This is a genomic window from Streptomyces sp. NPDC058457, from assembly GCF_042720695.1.
Taxonomy (GTDB): domain Bacteria; phylum Actinomycetota; class Actinomycetes; order Streptomycetales; family Streptomycetaceae; genus Streptomyces.
This window is the reverse complement of record NZ_JBHXLU010000025.1, coordinates 89,859-108,497: the sequence shown is the minus strand read 5'-3', so window position 1 is coordinate 108,497 and position 18,639 is coordinate 89,859. Positions and strand designations below refer to the sequence as shown.

The 18,639-nt window shown below is 71.7% G+C and carries 20 protein-coding genes; 17 read left to right on the top strand and 3 right to left on the bottom strand.

Features of this window, described 5'->3' with window-relative positions; translation table 11 throughout:
• Positions 1 to 9: 9 nt before the first annotated feature.
• The 16 genes from ACFWPS_RS21410 (at position 10) to ACFWPS_RS21335 (ending at position 13,943) form a co-directional block, all read left to right on the top strand.
• Positions 10 to 1,143, top strand: coding sequence for an acyl-CoA dehydrogenase family protein (locus tag ACFWPS_RS21410; protein WP_383707370.1), 1,134 nt, complete (start codon positions 10 to 12; stop codon positions 1,141 to 1,143).
• A gap of 101 nt (positions 1,144 to 1,244) precedes the next feature.
• Positions 1,245 to 2,033 carry an enoyl-CoA hydratase/isomerase family protein gene (locus tag ACFWPS_RS21405; protein ID WP_383707368.1) on the top strand — a complete coding sequence of 263 codons (789 nt, stop codon included), beginning with the start codon at positions 1,245 to 1,247 and terminating at the stop codon, positions 2,031 to 2,033.
• Positions 2,018 to 2,389 (top strand): Zn-ribbon domain-containing OB-fold protein, encoded by a 372-nt coding sequence (locus tag ACFWPS_RS21400; RefSeq protein WP_383707366.1) that lies wholly within the window; start codon positions 2,018 to 2,020, stop codon positions 2,387 to 2,389. Before ACFWPS_RS21405 ends, ACFWPS_RS21400 begins: the two co-directional genes overlap by 16 nt.
• Entirely contained in the window at positions 2,386 to 3,534 is a 1,149-nt protein-coding gene (locus ACFWPS_RS21395) for a thiolase family protein (protein WP_383707364.1), read from the top strand. Before ACFWPS_RS21400 ends, ACFWPS_RS21395 begins: the two co-directional genes overlap by 4 nt.
• Positions 3,535 to 3,547: 13 nt before the next feature.
• Positions 3,548 to 4,759, top strand: coding sequence for an acyl-CoA dehydrogenase family protein (locus ACFWPS_RS21390; RefSeq protein WP_383707362.1), 1,212 nt, complete (start codon positions 3,548 to 3,550; stop codon positions 4,757 to 4,759).
• Positions 4,756 to 5,736, top strand: coding sequence for a phosphotransferase family protein (locus tag ACFWPS_RS21385; RefSeq protein ID WP_383707360.1), 981 nt, complete (start codon positions 4,756 to 4,758; stop codon positions 5,734 to 5,736). Before ACFWPS_RS21390 ends, ACFWPS_RS21385 begins: the two co-directional genes overlap by 4 nt.
• Positions 5,737 to 5,748: 12 nt before the next feature.
• Positions 5,749 to 6,963, top strand: coding sequence for an acyl-CoA dehydrogenase family protein (locus tag ACFWPS_RS21380; RefSeq protein ID WP_383707358.1), 1,215 nt, complete (start codon positions 5,749 to 5,751; stop codon positions 6,961 to 6,963).
• Positions 6,960 to 7,766: an SDR family oxidoreductase gene (locus ACFWPS_RS21375; RefSeq protein ID WP_383707356.1), complete on the top strand. Its 807-nt coding sequence runs from the start codon at positions 6,960 to 6,962 to the stop codon at positions 7,764 to 7,766. The genes ACFWPS_RS21380 and ACFWPS_RS21375 overlap by 4 nt, the downstream gene beginning before the upstream one ends.
• The gene (locus tag ACFWPS_RS21370; protein WP_383707354.1) at positions 7,763 to 8,533 is read left to right on the top strand and encodes an SDR family NAD(P)-dependent oxidoreductase; all 771 of its coding nucleotides are present in this window, start codon (positions 7,763 to 7,765) and stop codon (positions 8,531 to 8,533) included. Before ACFWPS_RS21375 ends, ACFWPS_RS21370 begins: the two co-directional genes overlap by 4 nt.
• Positions 8,530 to 9,318, top strand: a complete 789-nt coding sequence (locus ACFWPS_RS21365; RefSeq protein WP_383707352.1) for an enoyl-CoA hydratase-related protein — start codon at positions 8,530 to 8,532, stop codon at positions 9,316 to 9,318. The genes ACFWPS_RS21370 and ACFWPS_RS21365 overlap by 4 nt, the downstream gene beginning before the upstream one ends.
• 116 nt (positions 9,319 to 9,434) lie before the next feature.
• Positions 9,435 to 10,061: a TetR/AcrR family transcriptional regulator gene (locus ACFWPS_RS21360; RefSeq protein ID WP_316784154.1), complete on the top strand. Its 627-nt coding sequence runs from the start codon at positions 9,435 to 9,437 to the stop codon at positions 10,059 to 10,061.
• A gap of 105 nt (positions 10,062 to 10,166) precedes the next feature.
• Entirely contained in the window at positions 10,167 to 10,517 is a 351-nt protein-coding gene (locus tag ACFWPS_RS21355) for a nuclear transport factor 2 family protein (RefSeq protein WP_383707350.1), read from the top strand.
• The gene (locus tag ACFWPS_RS21350; RefSeq protein WP_383707348.1) at positions 10,514 to 10,897 is read left to right on the top strand and encodes a nuclear transport factor 2 family protein; all 384 of its coding nucleotides are present in this window, start codon (positions 10,514 to 10,516) and stop codon (positions 10,895 to 10,897) included. The genes ACFWPS_RS21355 and ACFWPS_RS21350 overlap by 4 nt, the downstream gene beginning before the upstream one ends.
• Before the next feature lie 19 nt (positions 10,898 to 10,916).
• Positions 10,917 to 11,237, top strand: a complete 321-nt coding sequence (locus ACFWPS_RS21345) for an EthD family reductase (RefSeq protein ID WP_383707346.1) — start codon at positions 10,917 to 10,919, stop codon at positions 11,235 to 11,237.
• A gap of 64 nt (positions 11,238 to 11,301) precedes the next feature.
• Positions 11,302 to 12,873: a class I adenylate-forming enzyme family protein gene (locus ACFWPS_RS21340; RefSeq protein ID WP_383707344.1), complete on the top strand. Its 1,572-nt coding sequence runs from the start codon at positions 11,302 to 11,304 to the stop codon at positions 12,871 to 12,873.
• Positions 12,870 to 13,943 carry an MBL fold metallo-hydrolase gene (locus ACFWPS_RS21335; RefSeq protein ID WP_383707342.1) on the top strand — a complete coding sequence of 358 codons (1,074 nt, stop codon included), beginning with the start codon at positions 12,870 to 12,872 and terminating at the stop codon, positions 13,941 to 13,943. Before ACFWPS_RS21340 ends, ACFWPS_RS21335 begins: the two co-directional genes overlap by 4 nt.
• On the opposite strand, the gene ACFWPS_RS21330 is transcribed toward ACFWPS_RS21335, so the two are convergent.
• Positions 13,940 to 14,689 (bottom strand): SDR family NAD(P)-dependent oxidoreductase, encoded by a 750-nt coding sequence (locus tag ACFWPS_RS21330; RefSeq protein WP_383707340.1) that lies wholly within the window; start codon positions 14,687 to 14,689, stop codon positions 13,940 to 13,942. The two genes, ACFWPS_RS21335 and ACFWPS_RS21330, sit on opposite strands and share 4 nt — an antisense overlap.
• Positions 14,690 to 14,713: 24 nt before the next feature.
• Positions 14,714 to 15,517 carry an SDR family NAD(P)-dependent oxidoreductase gene (locus ACFWPS_RS21325; protein WP_383707338.1) on the bottom strand — a complete coding sequence of 268 codons (804 nt, stop codon included), beginning with the start codon at positions 15,515 to 15,517 and terminating at the stop codon, positions 14,714 to 14,716.
• 668 nt (positions 15,518 to 16,185) lie between these two features.
• On the opposite strand from ACFWPS_RS21325, the gene ACFWPS_RS21320 reads away from it, so the two are divergent.
• Positions 16,186 to 16,899, top strand: coding sequence for a VOC family protein (locus ACFWPS_RS21320; RefSeq protein ID WP_383707336.1), 714 nt, complete (start codon positions 16,186 to 16,188; stop codon positions 16,897 to 16,899).
• Positions 16,900 to 17,099: 200 nt separating this feature from the next.
• Here ACFWPS_RS21320 and adh read toward each other — a convergent pair whose 3' ends face one another.
• Positions 17,100 to 18,623: an aldehyde dehydrogenase gene (gene adh, locus ACFWPS_RS21315; RefSeq protein ID WP_383707334.1), complete on the bottom strand. Its 1,524-nt coding sequence runs from the start codon at positions 18,621 to 18,623 to the stop codon at positions 17,100 to 17,102.
• Positions 18,624 to 18,639: the final 16 nt, after the last annotated feature.

The following is an 18,639-nucleotide window of genomic DNA, read 5'->3' as shown; positions in this document are numbered from 1 at the left end:
GAGGTAAGGATGGTACGGCTCGATGTCGATCCCGCGCTGCTGCTGGAGACCGTGGAGCAGCGCCAACTACGGGCGGTTCTCAGGGATGTGCTCAGGGATGCCTGCGGGTCCGAGCGGGTCCGCGAGCAGGCCGCGAGCCCGCGCGGATTCGACCGGGCGCTGTGGGACAGGCTCGCCGGCGAGATCGGAGTGCACGGCCTCGCCGTCCCCGAGGAGTACGGCGGCGCCGGTTACACCTTCGCCGAACTCGCCGTCGCCCTGGAGGAGACGGGGCGCGTCCTGTGCCCCGCGCCGCTGCTGCCGACCGTCGTACTGGCCGGGGAGGCCCTGCTGGCAAGCGGTGATCGGCGGGCCTGTGAACGCTGGCTGCCCGGCATCGCCTCCGGCGCCCGCACGGCCACCGTCGCCGGAGTGCTGCACCCCGCTCAGGTGACCGCCGAGCGCGGTCCCGACGGGTGGGTGCTGCGCGGCGAGGCGGACTTCGTGCCCGACGGCGAGGGCGCCGAGCTGCTGTTGGTCGCCGCCCGCGCCCCGGACGGCGCGCGACTGTTCGCCTGCGCCCCGGACGCCGCCACCTGCCGTCGCACGGCGCGCCGCGTGCTCGACCCCACCCGCCGCCAGGCGCACGTCCGCTTCGCGGGCGCCGCGGCCGAGCCCGTCGGCGAGCCCGGGCAGGCCCCGGCGGCGGCCGCCGCGATACGGGACGCCGGACGGGCGGCGCTGGCCGCCGAGCATGTCGGAGGCAGCGCGCACGCACTGGAGGCCACCCTGGACCATGTGTCCCATCGAACTCAGTTCGGTAGGGCCATCGGCTCGTTCCAGGCGATCAAACACCGGCTGGCCGACCTTCTCGTCGCGGTCGAGGGCGCCCGCTCGGCGTCGTCGTACGCGAGCGCCTGCCTGGCTGTGCGACGGCCGGAGCTGCCTGTCGCCGCGACCGCCGCGGCGGTCGCCTGCACCCATGCGTATCGCCTGGCCACCACCGAATACGTGCAGCTCCATGGTGGAATCGGCTTCACCTGGGAGCATCCGGCCCACCTCTACGTGCGTCGGGCCAGGGCCGACGAGGCGCTGTTCGGCACGGGGGGCGACCATGCCCTGCGGCTGGCCGGGCTGCTCGGACTCACCGGTCGCAGCGGCTGAGCACGCGCGATCACTCGCCGGCCGGTCACGTTCCAGACCATTGACAGGGGCATCTACCGCCCCCAAAATCGAACTCAATTCAGTTCAGTTTGGAGGGGCTCATGGCAGTCGAAGACGAGATCCAGTTCGAGCGGGACGGGCATGTGGCGCGGGTCTGGCTGAACCGCCCGCACAAGAAGAACTGCGTGACCGTGCCGATCCTCAACCGCCTCGACGAGATCATCACCGAGGTCGACGCGGACCCCGAACTGCGCGTGTTGGTGCTGCGCGGCCGCGGCGGCACCTTCTGCTCCGGGTTCGACCTGGACAGCCTCAAGGCCGACTTCGTCGGCAGGTCCAACGCGATCGACGTCGCCGTGCTGTCGGCCAAGGTCTGCGACCGGCTGTACTCGATGAAGACCCCGTCGATCGCCGTCCTCGAAGGGCATGTCACCGCCGGTGGCTTCGAGCTGATGATCTCCTGCGACTTCGCCGTCGCCGCGGACGACGCCCTGATCGGCGACTTCCACATCCGCCGCGCCCTGTTCGGCGGAGCGGGGCCGATCTACCGGGTGCCACGCATGATCGGCGTCCGCAAGACCAAGGAGCTCATGCTCACCGGCAAGCTGCTCACCGGGGTCGAGGCCGCCGAGTTCGGGCTCGTCAACTCCTCGGCGCCCGCGGACAAACTCGACGCCACCGTCGAGGAGTTCGCCGACCAGCTCGTCGACAAGAGCCCGTTCACCATGTGGATCACCAAGATGACCATCGACCGGAGTCTCGACGCGGACATCCAGTCCCTGATGGTCATGGAGCACCTCGCCGTCGGCGTGATGCTCAACTCCGAGGACGCGGCGGAGGGCGTGGCGGCCTTCCTGGAGAAGCGGGAGCCGCAGTGGAAGGGCCGCTGAGCGCCGCGGCGGAGACCGGGAGCCGGCTGCACGGCTCCCGGTGCGTCGGCTGCGCGGTGGCCGCCTACCCGGCCCGCCCCGGGTGCCCATGCTGCGGGGGACCGGCCGAACCGGTCCTGCTCTCCGCCACGGGCACGCTGTGGACCTGGACCGTGCAGCGGTACGTGCCCAAGTCGCCGCCGTACGTGCCACCCGCTGCCGGGTTCACACCGTTCGCCGTCGGCTACGTCGAACTGCCGGAAGGCGTCCGGGTGCTGGCGGCCCTCGACATCCGGCCCGAGGACGCGGAGATCGGCATGACGATGACGGTCGCGGCGGGGGACGGGGTGCCCAGGGCCACGGAAGCCGCCGTATGACCGCCGAGGAAGTCCTCGTCTGCGGTGCCGGGATCACCTCCTTCGCCCGGACGGAGGCGAGCGGCCGGCAACTGGCCGTGCAGGCCGTCCGCGCGGCTCTCCATGACGCCGGACTCCCGTGGTCGCGGGTGCGGGCCGCGTACGGCGGCAGCGATGCGGCCGGGAACGCCGACACCCTGGTCGCCGAACTCGGTCTGACCGGCCTGCCGTTCACCAATGTGCGCAACGGCTGCGCGACCGGCGGCAGTGCGCTCGTCTCGGCCGTCGACGCGATCCGGTCAGGGGCGGCGGACGTGGCCCTCGCCGTCGGCTTCGACAAGCACCCGCGCGGCGCCTTCGATCCACGGCCCGCCGACTGGGGGCTCGACGAGGCCTACGGCCGCGACGGGCTGATGGTCACCACGCAGTTCTTCGCGATGAAGATCCAGCGCTACATGCACGACTACGGCATCAGCCCGCGCACGCTCGCCCTCGTCGCCGAGAAGGCGTACGCGAACGGGGCGCTCAACCCCCGGGCCTGGCGCCGCAAGCCGCTAGGCGTCGACGAGATCCTCGCGTCCGGAATGGTCAACGACCCCCTCACCCGGTACATGTTCTGCTCGCCGGGGCAGGGTGCGGTCGCCCTGGTGCTGTGCGGTCGGGCGGTGGCCCGCGAACTCGGCGGTACGCCGGTGGCGTTGCGCGCGGCCGTCGTACGGACCCGGCGGTTCGGCTCCTTCGAGGTGTTCAGCCCCTGGGCGCCGGCCGGGACACCGACCAGTGTGACCGCCGACGCCGCCCGACTCGCCTTCGAGGAGGCCGGGTTGGGCCCCGGTGACATCGACGTGTGTCAGTTGCAGGACACCGAGAGCGGTGCCGAGGTGATGCACATGGCCGAGTGCGGGTTCTGCGCACACGGCGACCAGGAGTCGCTCATCCCGTTCCGGGCGACCGGCATCGGTGGCTCACTGCCGGTCAACACCGACGGCGGCTGCATCGCCAACGGTGAACCCATCGGCGCCTCCGGGCTGCGCCAGGTCCACGAGGTCGTCCAGCAGTTGCGCGGCCGGGCGGGCGAGCGGCAGGTGCCCGGCGATCCGGCGACCGGCTTCACCCATGTGTACGGGGCGCCCGGCGTCAGCGCCTGCACCGTGCTGACCCGTTGAAAGGAGGACCGCCATGGCCGGCACACCCGACCCCGAGGAGTTCCGTGCCGAGGCCCGGCGCTGGCTGAAGGGCGCGGCGACAGCGCGCGCCGTAGACCGGGAGTGGGGCAGCGGCGACGACTCGGTGGCCGTCTTCGAGAACTGGACCGAGGCCGAGGAACGCGCCCACACCGAGCGGACACAGAACTGGGAACGCACCCGGTACGACCAGGGCTGGGGTGCGATCGGCTGGGGCCCGGAGTGCGGGGGGCGCGAACTGCCCGCGTACTACGAGCAGTTGTACCGCGCCGAGGAGGCCGGCTTCGACGTGCCACGGCGCACGGAGATCTTCCCGGTCACCCAGCACCTCGTGGCATCCGCGATCCGCATCTGGGGCACCGAGGAGCAGCAGCGGCGCTGGCTGCGTCCCATGCTCCGCACCGACGAACTCGCCTGCCAGCTGTTCTCCGAGACGGAGGCGGGCTCCGACCTCGCCGCCGTCCGCACCCGGGCCGTACGCGACGGCGGCGGCTGGACGCTGACCGGCCACAAGATCTGGACGTCCGGCGCGAGGGTCGCCACCTGGGGTGTCGCCGTCTGCCGCACCGACCCCGACGCCCCCAGGCATGCGGGCATCACGGTCTTCCTCGTCCGGATGGACTCACCGGGCGTGACCGTACGGCCCATCCGCCAGATGACCGGCGGCGCCAGCTTCAACGAGGTCTATCTCGACGACGTCTTCGTGCCCGACACCGACCGGCTCGGCCCGGTCGGCGAGGGCTGGCGGGTCACCCTCACCGTGCTCGCCGCCGAACGCCTCGACTCCGGCGGCCTCGGCCTGGACAACGCCGAACGCGCCCTCGACCTCGCCCGGCAGCTGCCCCGTCCGCTCACCGGCGGAGAACAGCAGCAGGCGGCCGGCCTGTACGTCCGCAGCCTCGTCCAACGGCTCACCGGACTACGGGTGACGGCGGCCCTGGCGGCCGGCCGCGAACCGGGCGCCGAGGCCTCGGTCGGCAAGCTGCAGGCCACCGCGACCATGCGCGCCACCACCGATCTGGTCCAGCAACTCCTCGGACCGCGGCTGGCCGCCGACACGGGGGAGTGGGGCACGTTCGCCTGGACCGGGCACCTGCTCGGCGCCCCCGGCTACCGCATCGCCGGCGGCAGCGACGAGATCCAGCGCAACATCCTGGCCGAGCGCGTGCTCCGGCTGCCCAAGGAACCCAAGGGGGCGAGGAGTTGAGCACGACGACCGAAGTGGCCGAACTCGGGCGCCGGGTCCGTGCACGGCTCGCCGACCGGCACCCGCACGAGACGCCGGGCGACCTGCGGACCCTGCCCGGCGGGCACTCGGGCCTCACCTACTCGCTCACGGCGGGAGCGGTCTCGTACGTCGTGAAGGCGGTGCCCCCTGGACAGCGTGCCGTCGGCCGCGACGACGTGCTGCGGCAGGCCCGGATCCTGCGGACGCTCGCCGGGTCACCGGTGCCCGTCCCGGCCGTCGTGGCCGTGGACCGGACCGAACCCGCCTGGTTCGCCATGGAGTTCGTGGACGGCGAGGCCGTCGAGCCGGTGCTCGACGAGCACGGTCTGGAACCCGGGCTGTGCCGGACCCGCATGCTCGCCCTGGCCGGCGTGCTGCGGGACCTGCATCGGACAGCCGTTCCATCGGATCCCGAACCTCTGACGCCGGCCGCGGAGTTGGCGCGATGGAGCCGCACCATGCGGGCGGTTCCGCCCGAACTCCGCCCCGGCGCCGAGGAACTGCTGAGCACCCTGGCCGCACACATCCCCGACGGCACGGCACCCACCCTCACCCACGGCGACTTCCGCCTCGGCAACGTCCTGTGCCGGGGGGAACGGCCGACGGCCGTCGTCGACTGGGAGATCTGGGGGTACGGCGATCCGCGCATCGACCTCGCGTGGTTCCTCCTCTTCACCGACCACCGCAACTTCCCCCGCCTCGGCCGCCCGGTTCCGGGGCTGCCCACCGAGGAGGAACTGCTCACCGTCTACCTCGACGGCCGGCCCGAGCCGCCCGCCCTCGACTGGTTCCGCGCCCTGGCCCGCACCAAGATGGCCGCGATCATGGGCCACAACCTGCGCAGGCACCGCGAGGGCAAGCACCACGACCCCGACCAGGAACGGCTGCCTCCGACCATCGCGGCGATGATCCGCACGGCCGGCGACATCCTCGCCCAACGGTCCCGACGGTCCTGAAGGAGCCGCACCATGGATTTCGGACTCTCGCCGAGGGCCGAGGAACTCCGTTCGCGCATGGCCGCGTTCATGGCGGAGTACGTCCTGCCCGCCGAGCCCGTATACGACCGCCAGCTCGCCGAAGCGAAGGATCCGCACCAACTGCCCCCGATCATGCGGGAGCTGAGGGAGAAGGCGCGCGCCGAGGGGCTGTGGAACCTCTTCCTCGCCCACGGCGACTGGGGCGCCGGCCTCACCAACCTCGAGTACGCGCCACTGGCCGAGCTGGCGGGCCGCTCCGTCATCGGCCCCGAGGTCTTCAACTGCTCGGCCCCGGACACCGGCAACATGGAACTGCTCGCCCTCTTCGGCACCCCGGAACAGCAGGACCGCTGGCTGCGACCGCTCCTGGCCGCCGAGGTCCGCTCCTGCTTCGCCATGACCGAGCCCGAGGTGGCCAGCTCTGACGCACGCAACATCCGCACCCGCATCACCCGGGACGGCGACGAGTACGTCGTCGACGGGCACAAGTGGTACACCTCGGGGATCCTCGACCCGGACTGCCGGCTGATCATCCTGATGGGGGTCTCCGCCCCGGACGCTCCCACCTACCGGCAGCAGAGCATGCTGCTGATCCCGCGCGACACCCCCGGCATCACGGTCCTGCGCGACCTGCCGATGTTCGGCTACACCGACCGCTGCGGCCACGGCGACGTGCTCTTCGAGGACGTACGCGTGCCCGTGTCCGCGCTGCTCGGCGGCGAGGGCGAGGGATTCGCCCTGGCGCAGGGGCGGCTGGGGCCCGGCCGCATGCACTACGCCATGCGCGCGGTCGGATTCGCCGAGCGCGCCCTGGAGCTGATGTGCCGCCGGGCCCTGACCCGGAACGCCTTCGGCGGGCCGCTCGCCGAACAGGGCGTCGTGCGCGAGTGGATCGCCCGCAGCCGCATCGAGATCGAGCAACTGCGCCTGCTGGTCCTGAAATCGGCCTGGCTCATGGACACCTCGGGCAACGCGGCCGCCCGCACCGAGGTCGCCGCGATCAAGGTGGCCGCGCTGGAGGTGGCCCACCGGGTGGTCGACCGCGCGGTCCAGGCGCACGGGGCGGCCGGGGTCAGCGACGACACCGTACTGGCGCGCCTGTACGCCATCACCAGGGCGCTGCGGATCGCGGACGGGCCGGACGAGGTGCATCTGCGCACCGTCGCACGACGCGAACTGGCCAGGTATCCCGAGGAGTCGGCATGAACGCGCAGCCACATGGCGCTCAGGCACCGAACGCACCGGTACTGGACGGACGGGTGGCCGTCATCACCGGCGGCTCCCGGGGGATCGGTCTCGGCATCGCGAAGGCGTACCGGGAGGCGGGCGCCCATGTGGTGATCGCCGCCCGCAAACCGGACGGACTGGCCGCCGCCCGTCAGGAGTTGCTGCGGGCCAAGGGCGACGGCGAGGTGCACGAGGTGGTCGCCCACGCGGGCCGGCCGGAGGACGCCGAACGGTGTGCCGAGGAGACCATGGACCGGTTCGGCCGACTCGACGTGCTCGTCAACAACGCGGCCACCAACCCGTACATGGGCCCCCTCCTCGAACTCGACCCACCGCGCGCCCACAAGACCGTGGAGGTCAACCAGTACGGCCTGGTCGTCTGGACCCGGTACGCCTGGCGGGCATGGATGCGGGAGCACGGGGGAGCCGTCGTCAACATCGCCTCCGTCGGAGGCCTGGTCGTCGATCCGCACATCGGCTGGTACAACGCCACCAAGGCGGCGATGCTCCACCTGACCCGGCAACTCGCCTATGAACTCGGGCCGCACGCCCGCGTAAACGCCATCGCACCCGGCCTGATCAAGACCGAACTGGCGCGGGCCGTATGGGAACCGCGAGAGCCGATCCTGACCGCGAAGCTCCCCCTGCGCAGGCTGGGAACGGTCGAGGACGTGGCGAACGCGGCCGTGTTCCTCGCGTCCGGGGCCTCGTCCTGGATGACCGGCCAGACGCTGGTCCTGGACGGCGGGGCGACCGCGCTGCCGATCGGGGTGGAAGGATGACCGGCGCGGGCGTGGACCTGTTCTCGCTCGAAGGCCGGACGGCCGTGGTCACCGGAGCCTCGTCAGGGCTGGGCGCGCGGTTCGCCACGGTGCTCGCGGCGGCCGGGGCCACCGTGTTCGCGGCCGCCAGGCGACCGGACCGGCTGAAGGAACTGGCCGACGCCGATCCGCGCATCCACCCCGTCGTCTGCGACGTGGCGAGGGAGGCGGACCGCGTCCGGCTGACCGAGGCCGCCTTCGAATACACCGGCAGGCTCGACGTGCTGGTCAACAACGCGGGGGTGTCCGGTGCCGTACGGGCCGAGGACGAGAGCCCCGGCGACTTCGCGGGCGTCCTGGCCGTCAACCTCGTGGCACCCTTCCACCTGGCCCGGCTCCTCGCCGAGGCACGGCGCGATCACGACCGTACGAGATCGGTCGTCAATGTCTCGTCCGTCCTCGGGCTTGTCTCCGGCGCCCCGCTCGGCGGGGCCGCCTACGCCGCTTCCAAGGCTGGGCTCCTCGGGCTGACCCGCGAGCTCGCCGGGCAGTGGGGAGGGGCCGGGGTACGGGTGAACGCCCTCGCCCCCGGCTGGTTCCGCTCCGAGATGACCGACGGGCTGTTCGCCGACGAACGCTCCCGGCGCTGGGTGGAGCGCGGCACGATGCTCGGGCGCGGCGGCGCACCGGGCGAACTCGACGGCGCGCTCCTCTATCTGGCCTCGGACGCGTCCTCGTACTGCACCGGCCAGGTGCTCACCGTGGATGGCGGGTGGACGGCGCGATGAGGGTCACGGTCGGGATCGACGACGACGGGGTGGCCCACGTCGAGATGTGCCGGGGCTCGGGCAACGCGATCGACCTCGCGATGGCAAGGGGGCTGCTGGCGGCGGCGCGGGAGTGCGAGGCGGCCCGGGTGCGGGCGGTGCTGCTCACCGGGCGGGGGAGCTCCTTCTGCGTGGGCGGCGACCTGAAGGAGTTCGGCGCTCTGCCCAGGGAACTGCTGGCGGGGCATCTCACCGATGTCACCGACGCCCTGCACGGGGCGCTGCGGATCTTCGCCGGGCTGGACGCGCCGCTGGTCGCGGCGGTGCAGGGGGCCGTCGCCGGGGCCGGACTCGGGCTCGCCATGGCCGCCGACCTGGGGTTCGCCGCCGCCGACGCCGGTTTCACGGCCGCGTACACCGCGGTCGGGTACTCGCCGGACGCCGGGGTGAGCTGGCTGCTGCCCCGCCTCGTCGGCGCCAGGCGGGCGCTGGACCTGCTGCTGACCAACCGGCGGGTGTCCGCCGGGGAAGCGCTGGAGATCGGGCTCGTGAGCAGGGTCGTCGCACCCGAGCGGCTCCGGGAGGAGGCCGCGGGCGCCGCGAGGACCCTGGCGCGCGGGGCCACCGAGGCGTACGGCGTGACGCGACGCCTGGTCGCCGGCGCGTTCTCGGCCGGCCTGGACGAACAGCTCGATGCGGAGGCCCGCCGGCTGGCCGCCGCCGCGGTGTCCGGGGAGGGGACGGAGGGCCTGGCCGCGTTCCTCGGCCGGCGGCGGCCGGACTTCGCGCGTGCGGAAGCACGGTGACGGGCGGGGGTGCCCGCGGGCTCGCGCCCCGTCGATTCGAAGCCAACCTGAACTTGGGTCTACTCTCGGACGACCGGACGGTGATCGGAACCGGCCGTGGAGCAGAGGGAGCGGCGATGGCAAGGGCACGGATCGTGGATCCGGAGGAGGGGCCCAGGTCGAAGCGGGCGGCCATCCTGGTGGCCGCGGTGGAGCGGTTCGGGGAGGACGGCTACGAGAGCACCAAGTGGTCCGAGGTGGCCGACCGGGTGGGCATCGGGCAGACCGCGCTCTACCACTACTTCGAGTCGAAGGCCCACTGCCTGCTCACCATCATGCGCCTGGAGCTCCAGCGCTCCCACGACCAGTTCGTCGAGGCCACGAAGGACGTGACGGAGCCGGTCGAGGAAGTGCGCGCGGCGGTACGCTCCGCCTTCGCGGTCAGCGAGCAGGAGATCCGCCAGATGCGCATCCTCCAGGCCAACATGTCCCTGCTGGCCAACCCCCGCAAGTCCAAGCGGGAGGAGACCGAGCGGGTCGCGGCACGCCAGCTGGTGCAGATGGTCGAGCGGGACTGGACGAACCTGCTGATGCGGGGCATGTCCAAGGGCGCCTTCCCGCTGCGTGACGCGCACACCCTCGGCCTGTCCGTGCTCGGCATGATCGTCAGCGTCTGGCGCTGGTACCGCCCGACCGGAGCGATCCCCCTCGCCGAGATCAGCGAGATGATCGAGGGATGCGTGGTGCGCATGGTCGCCGAATAGTCTCCGGATCCGTCCCGCCTCTTGTCGGGGCCGGGGCGGCCGTCCTACAGTCAAACTGAACTGAACTCAGGTTGCTTCAAGGGGTGCGAGGGAGAGCGATCGGCAATGGTGCTGCGCGAGTACATGGCCCGTATGGACGGTCAGGATCCGGAGAAGGCCCTGGAGTTGGTGGAGCCCGGATTCCGTTTCCTCATCGCCCTGCCCGGCGGCGAGCGGAGCGGGACCTCGCGTGCGGAGTTCGCCGCGTACATAGCAGGGCGCCAGGCCGTGGACCGCACCCATGAGATCAAGAGGTTCGCGGTCGACGGCGATGTCGAGACGGCGTACGGCTTCGTCGTCGAGAAGGGCGTCACCACGGGGGCGTTCCTCTCCGCCGCGCAGATCTCGCCCGCCGGGCTGATGGCCCGCTACCAGTCCTTCTTCACCACCGACTTCGACCTGGTGGACCGGCCGTGACCGCCCCGGCCGCGCAGTCCACCGCGGTGTTCCTGACCCGGTGGTTCGCCCTCCTGGACAGCGAGGACGCCGACCGCGTCCTGGACCTGATCAGCGACGACTTCTCCTTCTCCATCCTCTTCTCGACCGGGGGCGGCGGCGCGACCGACTTCCACGGCGGCCGGGCCGAGCTGGAGGGCTACCTCGCCCAGCGCGAGGTGGGCGTCCGCACGCACCACCTGCTCAGCGCGGGCACCGTCGGCCGGGACGAACTGTTCCTCGGCGAGGTACGGCGCTCCGGGGTGCCGGAGGCCACCTTCGTGGCCGGCGCCCGCCTCGACGACAGCGGCCGGCTGCGCCGCCTGATGATCGGACGCTCGCCCGAGGTGCTGTTCACCTGAGAAGCCCGAGGAGGGCGCCATGTACAACCTGATCCTCCTGGCCGCCCGGCCGCCCGAGTGGACGCACGAGCGGTTCATCGGCTGGTGGCGCGGCGAACACGCCGAACTCACCCGCGTCCTGCCCGGACTGCGCTCCTGGCGGCACACCGAGATCGACACAGCGCTCGAACCGCGCTCCGAGGGCTGGGACGGGGTGTCCGTCCTGGGCTTCGACACCGCCGAGGACCTGCGCAAGGCACTGGCCAGTCCCGAGTGGGCGGCCGCGGTCGCCCAGGTCGGGGACATGCGGGGCCGGCGGATCGCCGTCATGGGCGGCGAGACGGAGCTGTACCCGGGCTGAGCACGCCCGTCCGGGACGGACAGTCACCCACCACCTTTCGCGCGCAGAGGCGAGGAAGCAGCGGATGCGACAGACAGTGCGGGAGTTCCAGGAACGCGCACAGAGCGCCGACTTCACAGCCGTCGTCGACGACTTCGGCCGCCACGGCGCGCGTGACCTGCTGGCGCGCGCGGCCGAACTGGCCGACGCCATGGCACCGGACGGAACGCCCGGCGGGACCGTACTGCTCCAGGCCGACAACTCCTGGCGCACCGTCGCCGCGACCCTCGCCGTGGGGTTGACCGGCGGGGTCCTGGCGCTGGTCAACCGGCACACGACCGAGGCCGAGTTCGCGGCGGCGCTGGAGGACCTCCGCCCCGACGTCGTCATCGCCGAACCGTCCGCGGCCGGGGCATGGCGGGCCCGGGAGGGCATCGCGGTCGGATGGGAAGGCGCTTCGGGTGCGCGGACGGCCGGCGCTCTCGACGGCTGGGAGGTACTCGCCGGCCGCGGCCCGCGCGATGTCTCCCGCTGGTCCGGCGGCACGCTCATCGGCCTCACGTCCGGCTCCACCGGGCGGCCCAAAGGAGTGGTCCAGTCCGAGAGCGCCCTGCGCTACGCCTGCGCCCGCACCGCGGAGATCAACGGGCTGCGCGACGGCGACGCGGTGGCCGCGATCGTGCCCCTCTCCTCGACCGCCGCGTACTGCTTCGGCGTGGGCATGGCACTGATGCTGGGCGGCCCGCTCGTCCTCGGCGGCCGGTGGGACCGCGAGGAGGCACTGACGCTGATGTCCGCGAACGACGTCCGGTGGACCATGTGCGTGCCGACCATGGCCCTTCAGATGGGCTCCGCCGCCGCGGGATCACGGGCTCTCGCAGGCGTCCGCTCGATCACCGTCGGCGGCGGTCCCATGGACCGAGGCGCCCTCGCCCGTGCCGAACGCTCGCTCGGGACCCGGATCCTGCGTGTCTTCGGCATGTCCGAATGCCTCGGGCACACCTCCCCGCGTCCCGACGACCCCGAGGAGATCCGGCTGGGCCGGGACGGACGTCCCTTCCCCGGCACCGAGTTGCGCGCGGTCGGCGCCGACGGCACCGTCCTGGGCCCCGGCCGGACCGGCCGGGCCGAGGTCCGCGGCCCCTCCCTGTTCGTGGGGTACGCCCGGGACGGCAAGGTCGAGCCGCCCGCTCTCACCCCGGACGGTTTCTTCCCCACCGGGGACCTGCTGGTGACCGGCGACGACGGGACGGTCACCGTCATGGGCCGGGAGAAGGACGTCATCATCCGGGGCGGCCGCAACCTCGACATCACGGAGATCGAACGCGCCGTCGCCGCCCACCCGGGTGTCGCCCGCGCCTGTGTGGTGCCCGTACCGGACCCCCTGCTCGGCGAACGGGCGGCCGTGCTCGTGGTCACGGAGGACGGCCACGACGGCATCGGCCTCGACGACATCACCGCACACCTCGACCGCACCGGCCTGTCCAAGGCCAAGTGGCCCGAATTCGCCTTCACCGTGGCCGAGTTGCCCCAGACCACGGTGGGCAAGCTCGACCGCCCCGGGGCCCGCAGACTCGCACACGAGCTGCACACCCGGCTCTCCCCGGAGCCGGCCCCGCGACCGTACCGGCAATCGCATCGGCAAGGAGACGCATGACCACCCCCACGACCGGCACCCCCCGCTTCGACCGCGGCCGGTGGGCGGAGGCGGGAGCCGAGACCGTACTGCCCGGCGTCCACCGCATCCCGCTCCCGCTGCCGGACGACGGACTGCGGGCGGTCAACGTGTACGCGCTGGAAGGCCTCGCGGACGGGCTGGTCCTGATCGACGGGGGCTGGTCCATCCCCGGGTCCCGCAAGGCACTGGAGGAGGCGCTCGCCGACCTCGGCCACGACCTCGGCGAGATCAGCCACATCCTGGTCACCCACATCCACCGCGACCACTACACCCAGGCCGTGACGCTGCGCAGGCTGCTCGGTTCCCGGGTCTACCTGGGCTCCGGCGAACGCCGAGGCCTGGAACTGCTCGCATCACTGCGCACGACGCGGCCGGCCGGCTCGCTGGAGACACTGACGCGGTCCGGCGCGGGCGCACTCGCCGAGCGCGTTGCCGCGATGGACCACGGCGACTTCGACCCGGGCGTGTGGGAGGCCCCGGATCGCTGGCTGGAGGCGGAGGAACTCCGGTTCGGTGACGCGAGGTTGGCGGTCATCCCGACCCCGGGCCACACCCGGGGACACGTCGTCTACCTGGACCGGGCCCGGGGCCTGCTGTTCTCCGGGGACCACGTCCTGCCGCACATCACGCCGTCGATCGGCTTCGAACTCGGCCCCGCCGAACTGCCGTTGGGGGACTACCTCGACTCGCTGCGGATGCTGACGACGCTCGCGGACGCCCGACTGCTGCCCGCGCACGGCCCGGTGGGCGACAGCGTGCACGGCAGGGTCGGAGAGCTGCTGGCCCATCACGACGACCGGCTCGCCCAGACCCGGGCGGTCCTCGGCGACCGTACCCTCAACGCCCACGACTTGGCCGGTGAGTTGGGGTGGACGCGGCGCAAGGTCCCCTTCACCGACCTGAACGCCTTCAACCAGATGCTCGCGGTCAACGAGACCGCGGCCCACCTGGACGTACTGGTGGCCCGCGGTCACGTCCGGCGCACCCGGTCGGACGACGGCGTCGACCACTACACCGCGCCCCCTGGGACGCCGGCCGCTCTCGCCTAGCGTGCCGTCCAGCCTCCGTCGACATACAGCTCCGAGCCGGTCATGAAGCTCGCGTCGTCGGAGGCGAGGAACGCCACGGCCGCCGCGACCTCTTCGGGCGTACCGAGCCGGCCGAGCGGTGTGCCGTCGAGCATCGCCGCCAACCGCGGTGTGCCCCGCCACAGTTCACGGGACCGGGGTGTCTCGATGAAACCGGGATGCAGGGAGTTGACCCGGACACCGCGCCGCGCCCAGTGCAGCGCGGCGTTCTTCGTCATGAGACGCACGGCGCCCTTGGCCGCGTGGTACGAGAACTGGGAGCCGAAACCGCCGACCGTACCGAAGATCGACGCGACGTTGACGACGGAGCCGCCCCCCGAACGCTCGATGGCCGCGCCGCCGTGCTTCATACCGAGCCAGACCCCGGTCTGGGTCACCCCGATCACCTGGTCCCAGGACTCCCGGGTCTCCGTCTCGACGGTGCGCATCGCGGCGATACCGGCGTTGTTCACCAGCACGGACAGCGAGCCGAGCCGACCGGTCACCCGGTCCACGACAGCCTCCCAGGCCGACTCGTCGCGCACGTCCAGCGCCAGCCCGACGGCCCCGCCGCCGACCTCGTCGGCGAGTTTCTCGCAGCCCGCCGCGTCGACGTCCGTCACCACCACCGTGGCGCCCTCGGCCGCGAGCCGTCGTACGACGGCGTCGCCGATGCCTCCGGTCGCGCCGGTCACCAGGGCCACCCGGCCGCCCAGCCTCGCCTCCATCACACCCATCCCTCCCTCAGTCCCTCAGCCCTTGACGCCGCGCCAGGCCAGCGCGCCGCCGTCGATCACATAGGCGGCGCCCGTGATGAACGCCGCGCTGTCCGATGCCAGGAAGCAGGCGAGCCGCGCCACCTCCTCCGGCCGTCCCAGCCGTTCCACCAGCTGCGGGGCGACCAGCTTCCGAGCCATCGCCTCGCGGTCCTCGGCCGCGGCGGAGTACTCCCGCGTCAGCTGTGTGTCGATGACGCCGGGACAGAAACAGTTGCAGCGCACCGGGGCCAGGTCGACCGCGGTGACCTTGGTCAGATGGATGACACCGGCCTTGGTGACGCCGTAGGCGGGGCAGTTGGGGAAGCCGACCAGGCCGGAGACGGACGCGGCGTTGACGATGGCCGGGCCGCGGGCGGAGCGGCGCAGGTACGGTGCCGCGAACTTGGTCGTCAGCCAGACGGCCTTGAGATTGACCTCGTAGACGGCGTCCCAGACCTCCTCGGGGAGCGAACCGACACCGTGGTCCTGGCCGGTCGTGAACGCGGTGTCGATCACTCCGGCGTTGTTGACCAGCACATCAAGGCCGCCGAAGCGTTCAGCACACCGTGCCACCATGGCCTCGATGTCGTCGCGCACCCGCAGATCGCACCGGATCGTCTCGGTCTTCGCCCCCTCGGCACGCACCATGTCGGCGCTCTCGCCGACGGCCGCTTCGTCGAGGTCGGCGACGGCCACGGCCGAGGCGCCCTGCCGGGCCAGCTCCACCGCGATGGCCCGGCCGATGCCCCGGCCCGCCCCGGTGACGAGAGCGACCTTGCCCTTGAGGGAACCGTCCATGACCCACTCCCTTCTGCCGAGGATCCCGAACTGAACTAACTTCAGTTCATGGTCGGGAGTCTAGATTCCTGCGGCGAGGGCGACAAGGAGTGCGCACCGGCGACTCCTCCTTGATGCGGGCCGTCGGCTCCTCACGCACAGGGAGAGAGGGTGAATCGATTCAGAACGAAGGGGCGTGGAAAACGTAGAGCCGGGCGAGGCGGGGGTCAATCGCCGTGCAAGGGTTTTTCTCGCGTGGTCAGTTCGCGGCGTCGAGGGATGCGGGAAGCCCGGGTGGGACGGCAGTTCGATTGAACGGTTTCAATCCGACGCGAAGGTGGGCTCCGTCGTCGCAGACACCCGACAGACCGGACGCCTCATCCGAACGCCCGCCAGGCAGCGGCGGGTCGGGGCCTGCGCGTGAGGCGTCCTGGGCCCGCCGGGCCCAGGAACGGCGTCCCGCTGCCGGTGGCGCCGCCTCAGCGGTTCCGCGATGTTGCCCGCGGCATTGCCGTTCGTCGAGTCGGCCGCCGGTGCATCGGAGTCGACGCGTCCGCCACCCCCTCCACCCGCAACGAATCGGGAGCTCGGCACGTCCACGCGGGAGAGCTGTACCTATCCTCGTCCGAGGCGTTGGCACGGCGCCCTGCCGACAGTTGGCACTCGACGGACCGAAGAAGCGTGATGCAATGACCAGCCGACTCATCGCACTCTCCTTCGACGCGCACCAGCCGGACCGCCTCGCGCATTTCTGGTCCGGTGTCCTGGGCCTGGAGAGAGCCGACGATTCCCACGACGGCGTCGCCCTGATGTCCGGGAACGACGCCGGATACCGCCTCGGCTTCCGTCCCACCCAGGCGCGGAAGGTCGCCCAGAACCGGCTGCACTTCGACCTGACCAGTTCCTCACCGGAGGACCAGCAGGAGACTGTGGCGCGGGCGCTCGCCCTCGGCGCGCGGCACGCCGACGTCGGTCAGGGACCGGACGCGTCGCACGTGGTGCTCGCCGACCCCGAGGGCAACGAGTTCTGTGTCATCGAGCCGGGCAACCGTTTCCTCGCCGGCTGTGGCTTCATCGGAGCGCTCGCCTGCGATGGTTCGCAGGCCGTGGGCTACTTCTGGAGCGAGGCGCTGGGCTGGCCGCTGGTCTGGGACCAGGACGAGGAGACCGCCGTCCAGTCGCCGAACGGCGGCACGAAGATCACGTGGGGCGGTCCGCCGTTGATGCCGGACCCCGGCAAGGACCTGCACTTCGACCTCGCACCGGACGGCGATCAGCAGGCGGAGGTGGAGCGACTGCTCTCCCTCGGCGCGAAGTGTCTCGACTCCGGCCATGGTGCGGACGGCGCGGTGCTGCTGGCCGACCCCGACGGCAACGTGTTCCGCGTGCTCACGCACCGGTGAAGCCGGAACCCGTGGGAGCCGCCGTCGGCGGTTCACGCCAAGACTTCGTCCGGCGCAGCGCTACCCGCGAACGTCTCCAGGCCCCCTGCCGAAGTGCCCGCTTCCGGGGGTGATGTCGCGCGGCGCTGTCGGGTCCGCGAATGTCGGGTTGCCTGGAAGCATCGCTGCTCTCCAGGCAACCCGACTTGAGGCTCCAGGCTCTAGAAGAACCCGAGCTTCTTCGGGCTGTACGAAGTGAGAATGTTCTTCGTCTGCTGGTAGTGCTCCAGCATCATCTTGTGCGTCTCGCGGCCGATACCCGACTGCTTGTAGCCGCCGAACGCCGCGTGCGCCGGGTACGCGTGGTAGCAGTTGGTCCACACCCGGCCCGCCTGAATCGAACGGCCCGCGCGGTACGCGGTGTTGATGTCCCGGGTCCAGACGCCCGCCCCGAGTCCGTACAGCGTGTCGTTGGCCATCTTGATCGCGTCGTCGAAGTCGTCGAAGGACGTGACCGAGACGACCGGGCCGAAGATCTCCTCCTGGAAGATCCGCATCCGGTTGTCGCCCTCGAAGATGGTCGGCTGGACGTAGTAGCCGCCCTTCAACTCCCCGTCGTAGTCGATGCGTTCGCCGCCGGTGAGGACCCTCGCCCCCTCCTGCCGGCCGATGTCCAGGTAGGAGAGGATCTTCTCCAGCTGGTCGTTGGAGGCCTGGGCGCCGATCATCGTGTCGGTGTCGAGCGGGTGCCCCGGCTTGATCAGGCGGGTGCGGGCGACCGCCGCCTCCATGAACTCGGCGTAGTGGCCGCGCTGGACGAGGGCCCGGGACGGGCAGGTGCAGACCTCGCCCTGGTTGAGCGCGAACATCGTGAAGCCCTCGAGGGCCTTGTCGCGGAAGTCGTCGTCGTGCGCCCACACGTCGTCGAAGAAGATGTTCGGGGACTTGCCGCCCAGTTCGAGGGTGACCGGTTTGATGTTCTCCGAGGCGTACTGCATGATCAGCCGCCCCGTGGTGGTCTCACCGGTGAACGCGACCTTCGCCACCCGCGGGCTGGACGCGAGCGGCTTGCCCGCCTCCACGCCGAAGCCGTTGACGATGTTCACCACGCCCGGCGGCAGCAGGTCCGCGATCAGGCTCATCCAGTAGTGGATGGAGGCGGGTGTCTGCTCGGCCGGCTTGATGACGACCGCGTTCCCGGCGGCGAGGGCCGGCGCGAGCTTCCACGTCGCCATCAGGATGGGGAAGTTCCACGGGATGATCTGCGCGACGACGCCCAGCGGCTCGTGGAAGTGGTACGCCACCGTGTCGTCGTCGACCTCGCCCAGCGAACCCTCCTGTGCGCGGATCGCCCCCGCGAAGTACCGGAAGTGGTCGATCGCCAGGGGTATGTCGGCGGCCAGCGTCTCCCGGACCGGCTTGCCGTTCTCCCAGCTCTCCGCGACCGCGAGCGGTTCGAGGTGGGCCTCCATCCGGTCGGCGATCCTGAGCAGGATGTCGGAGCGCTCCGTCACCGACGTACGGCCCCAGCCCGGCGCGGCCGCGTGCGCTGCGTCCAGCGCCCGCTCCACGTCCTCGGCGGTACCCCGCGCCACCTCGGTGAACGGCTGCCCGTTCACCGGCGACGGGTTCTCGAAGTACTGCCCCCGGACCGGCGGCACCCACTCGCCGCCGATGAAGTGGTCGTAGCGCGCCTGGTAGGAGACGATCGCGCCCTCGGTGCCGGGCGCCGCGAAACGGGTCATGGTGGCCTGCCTCCTT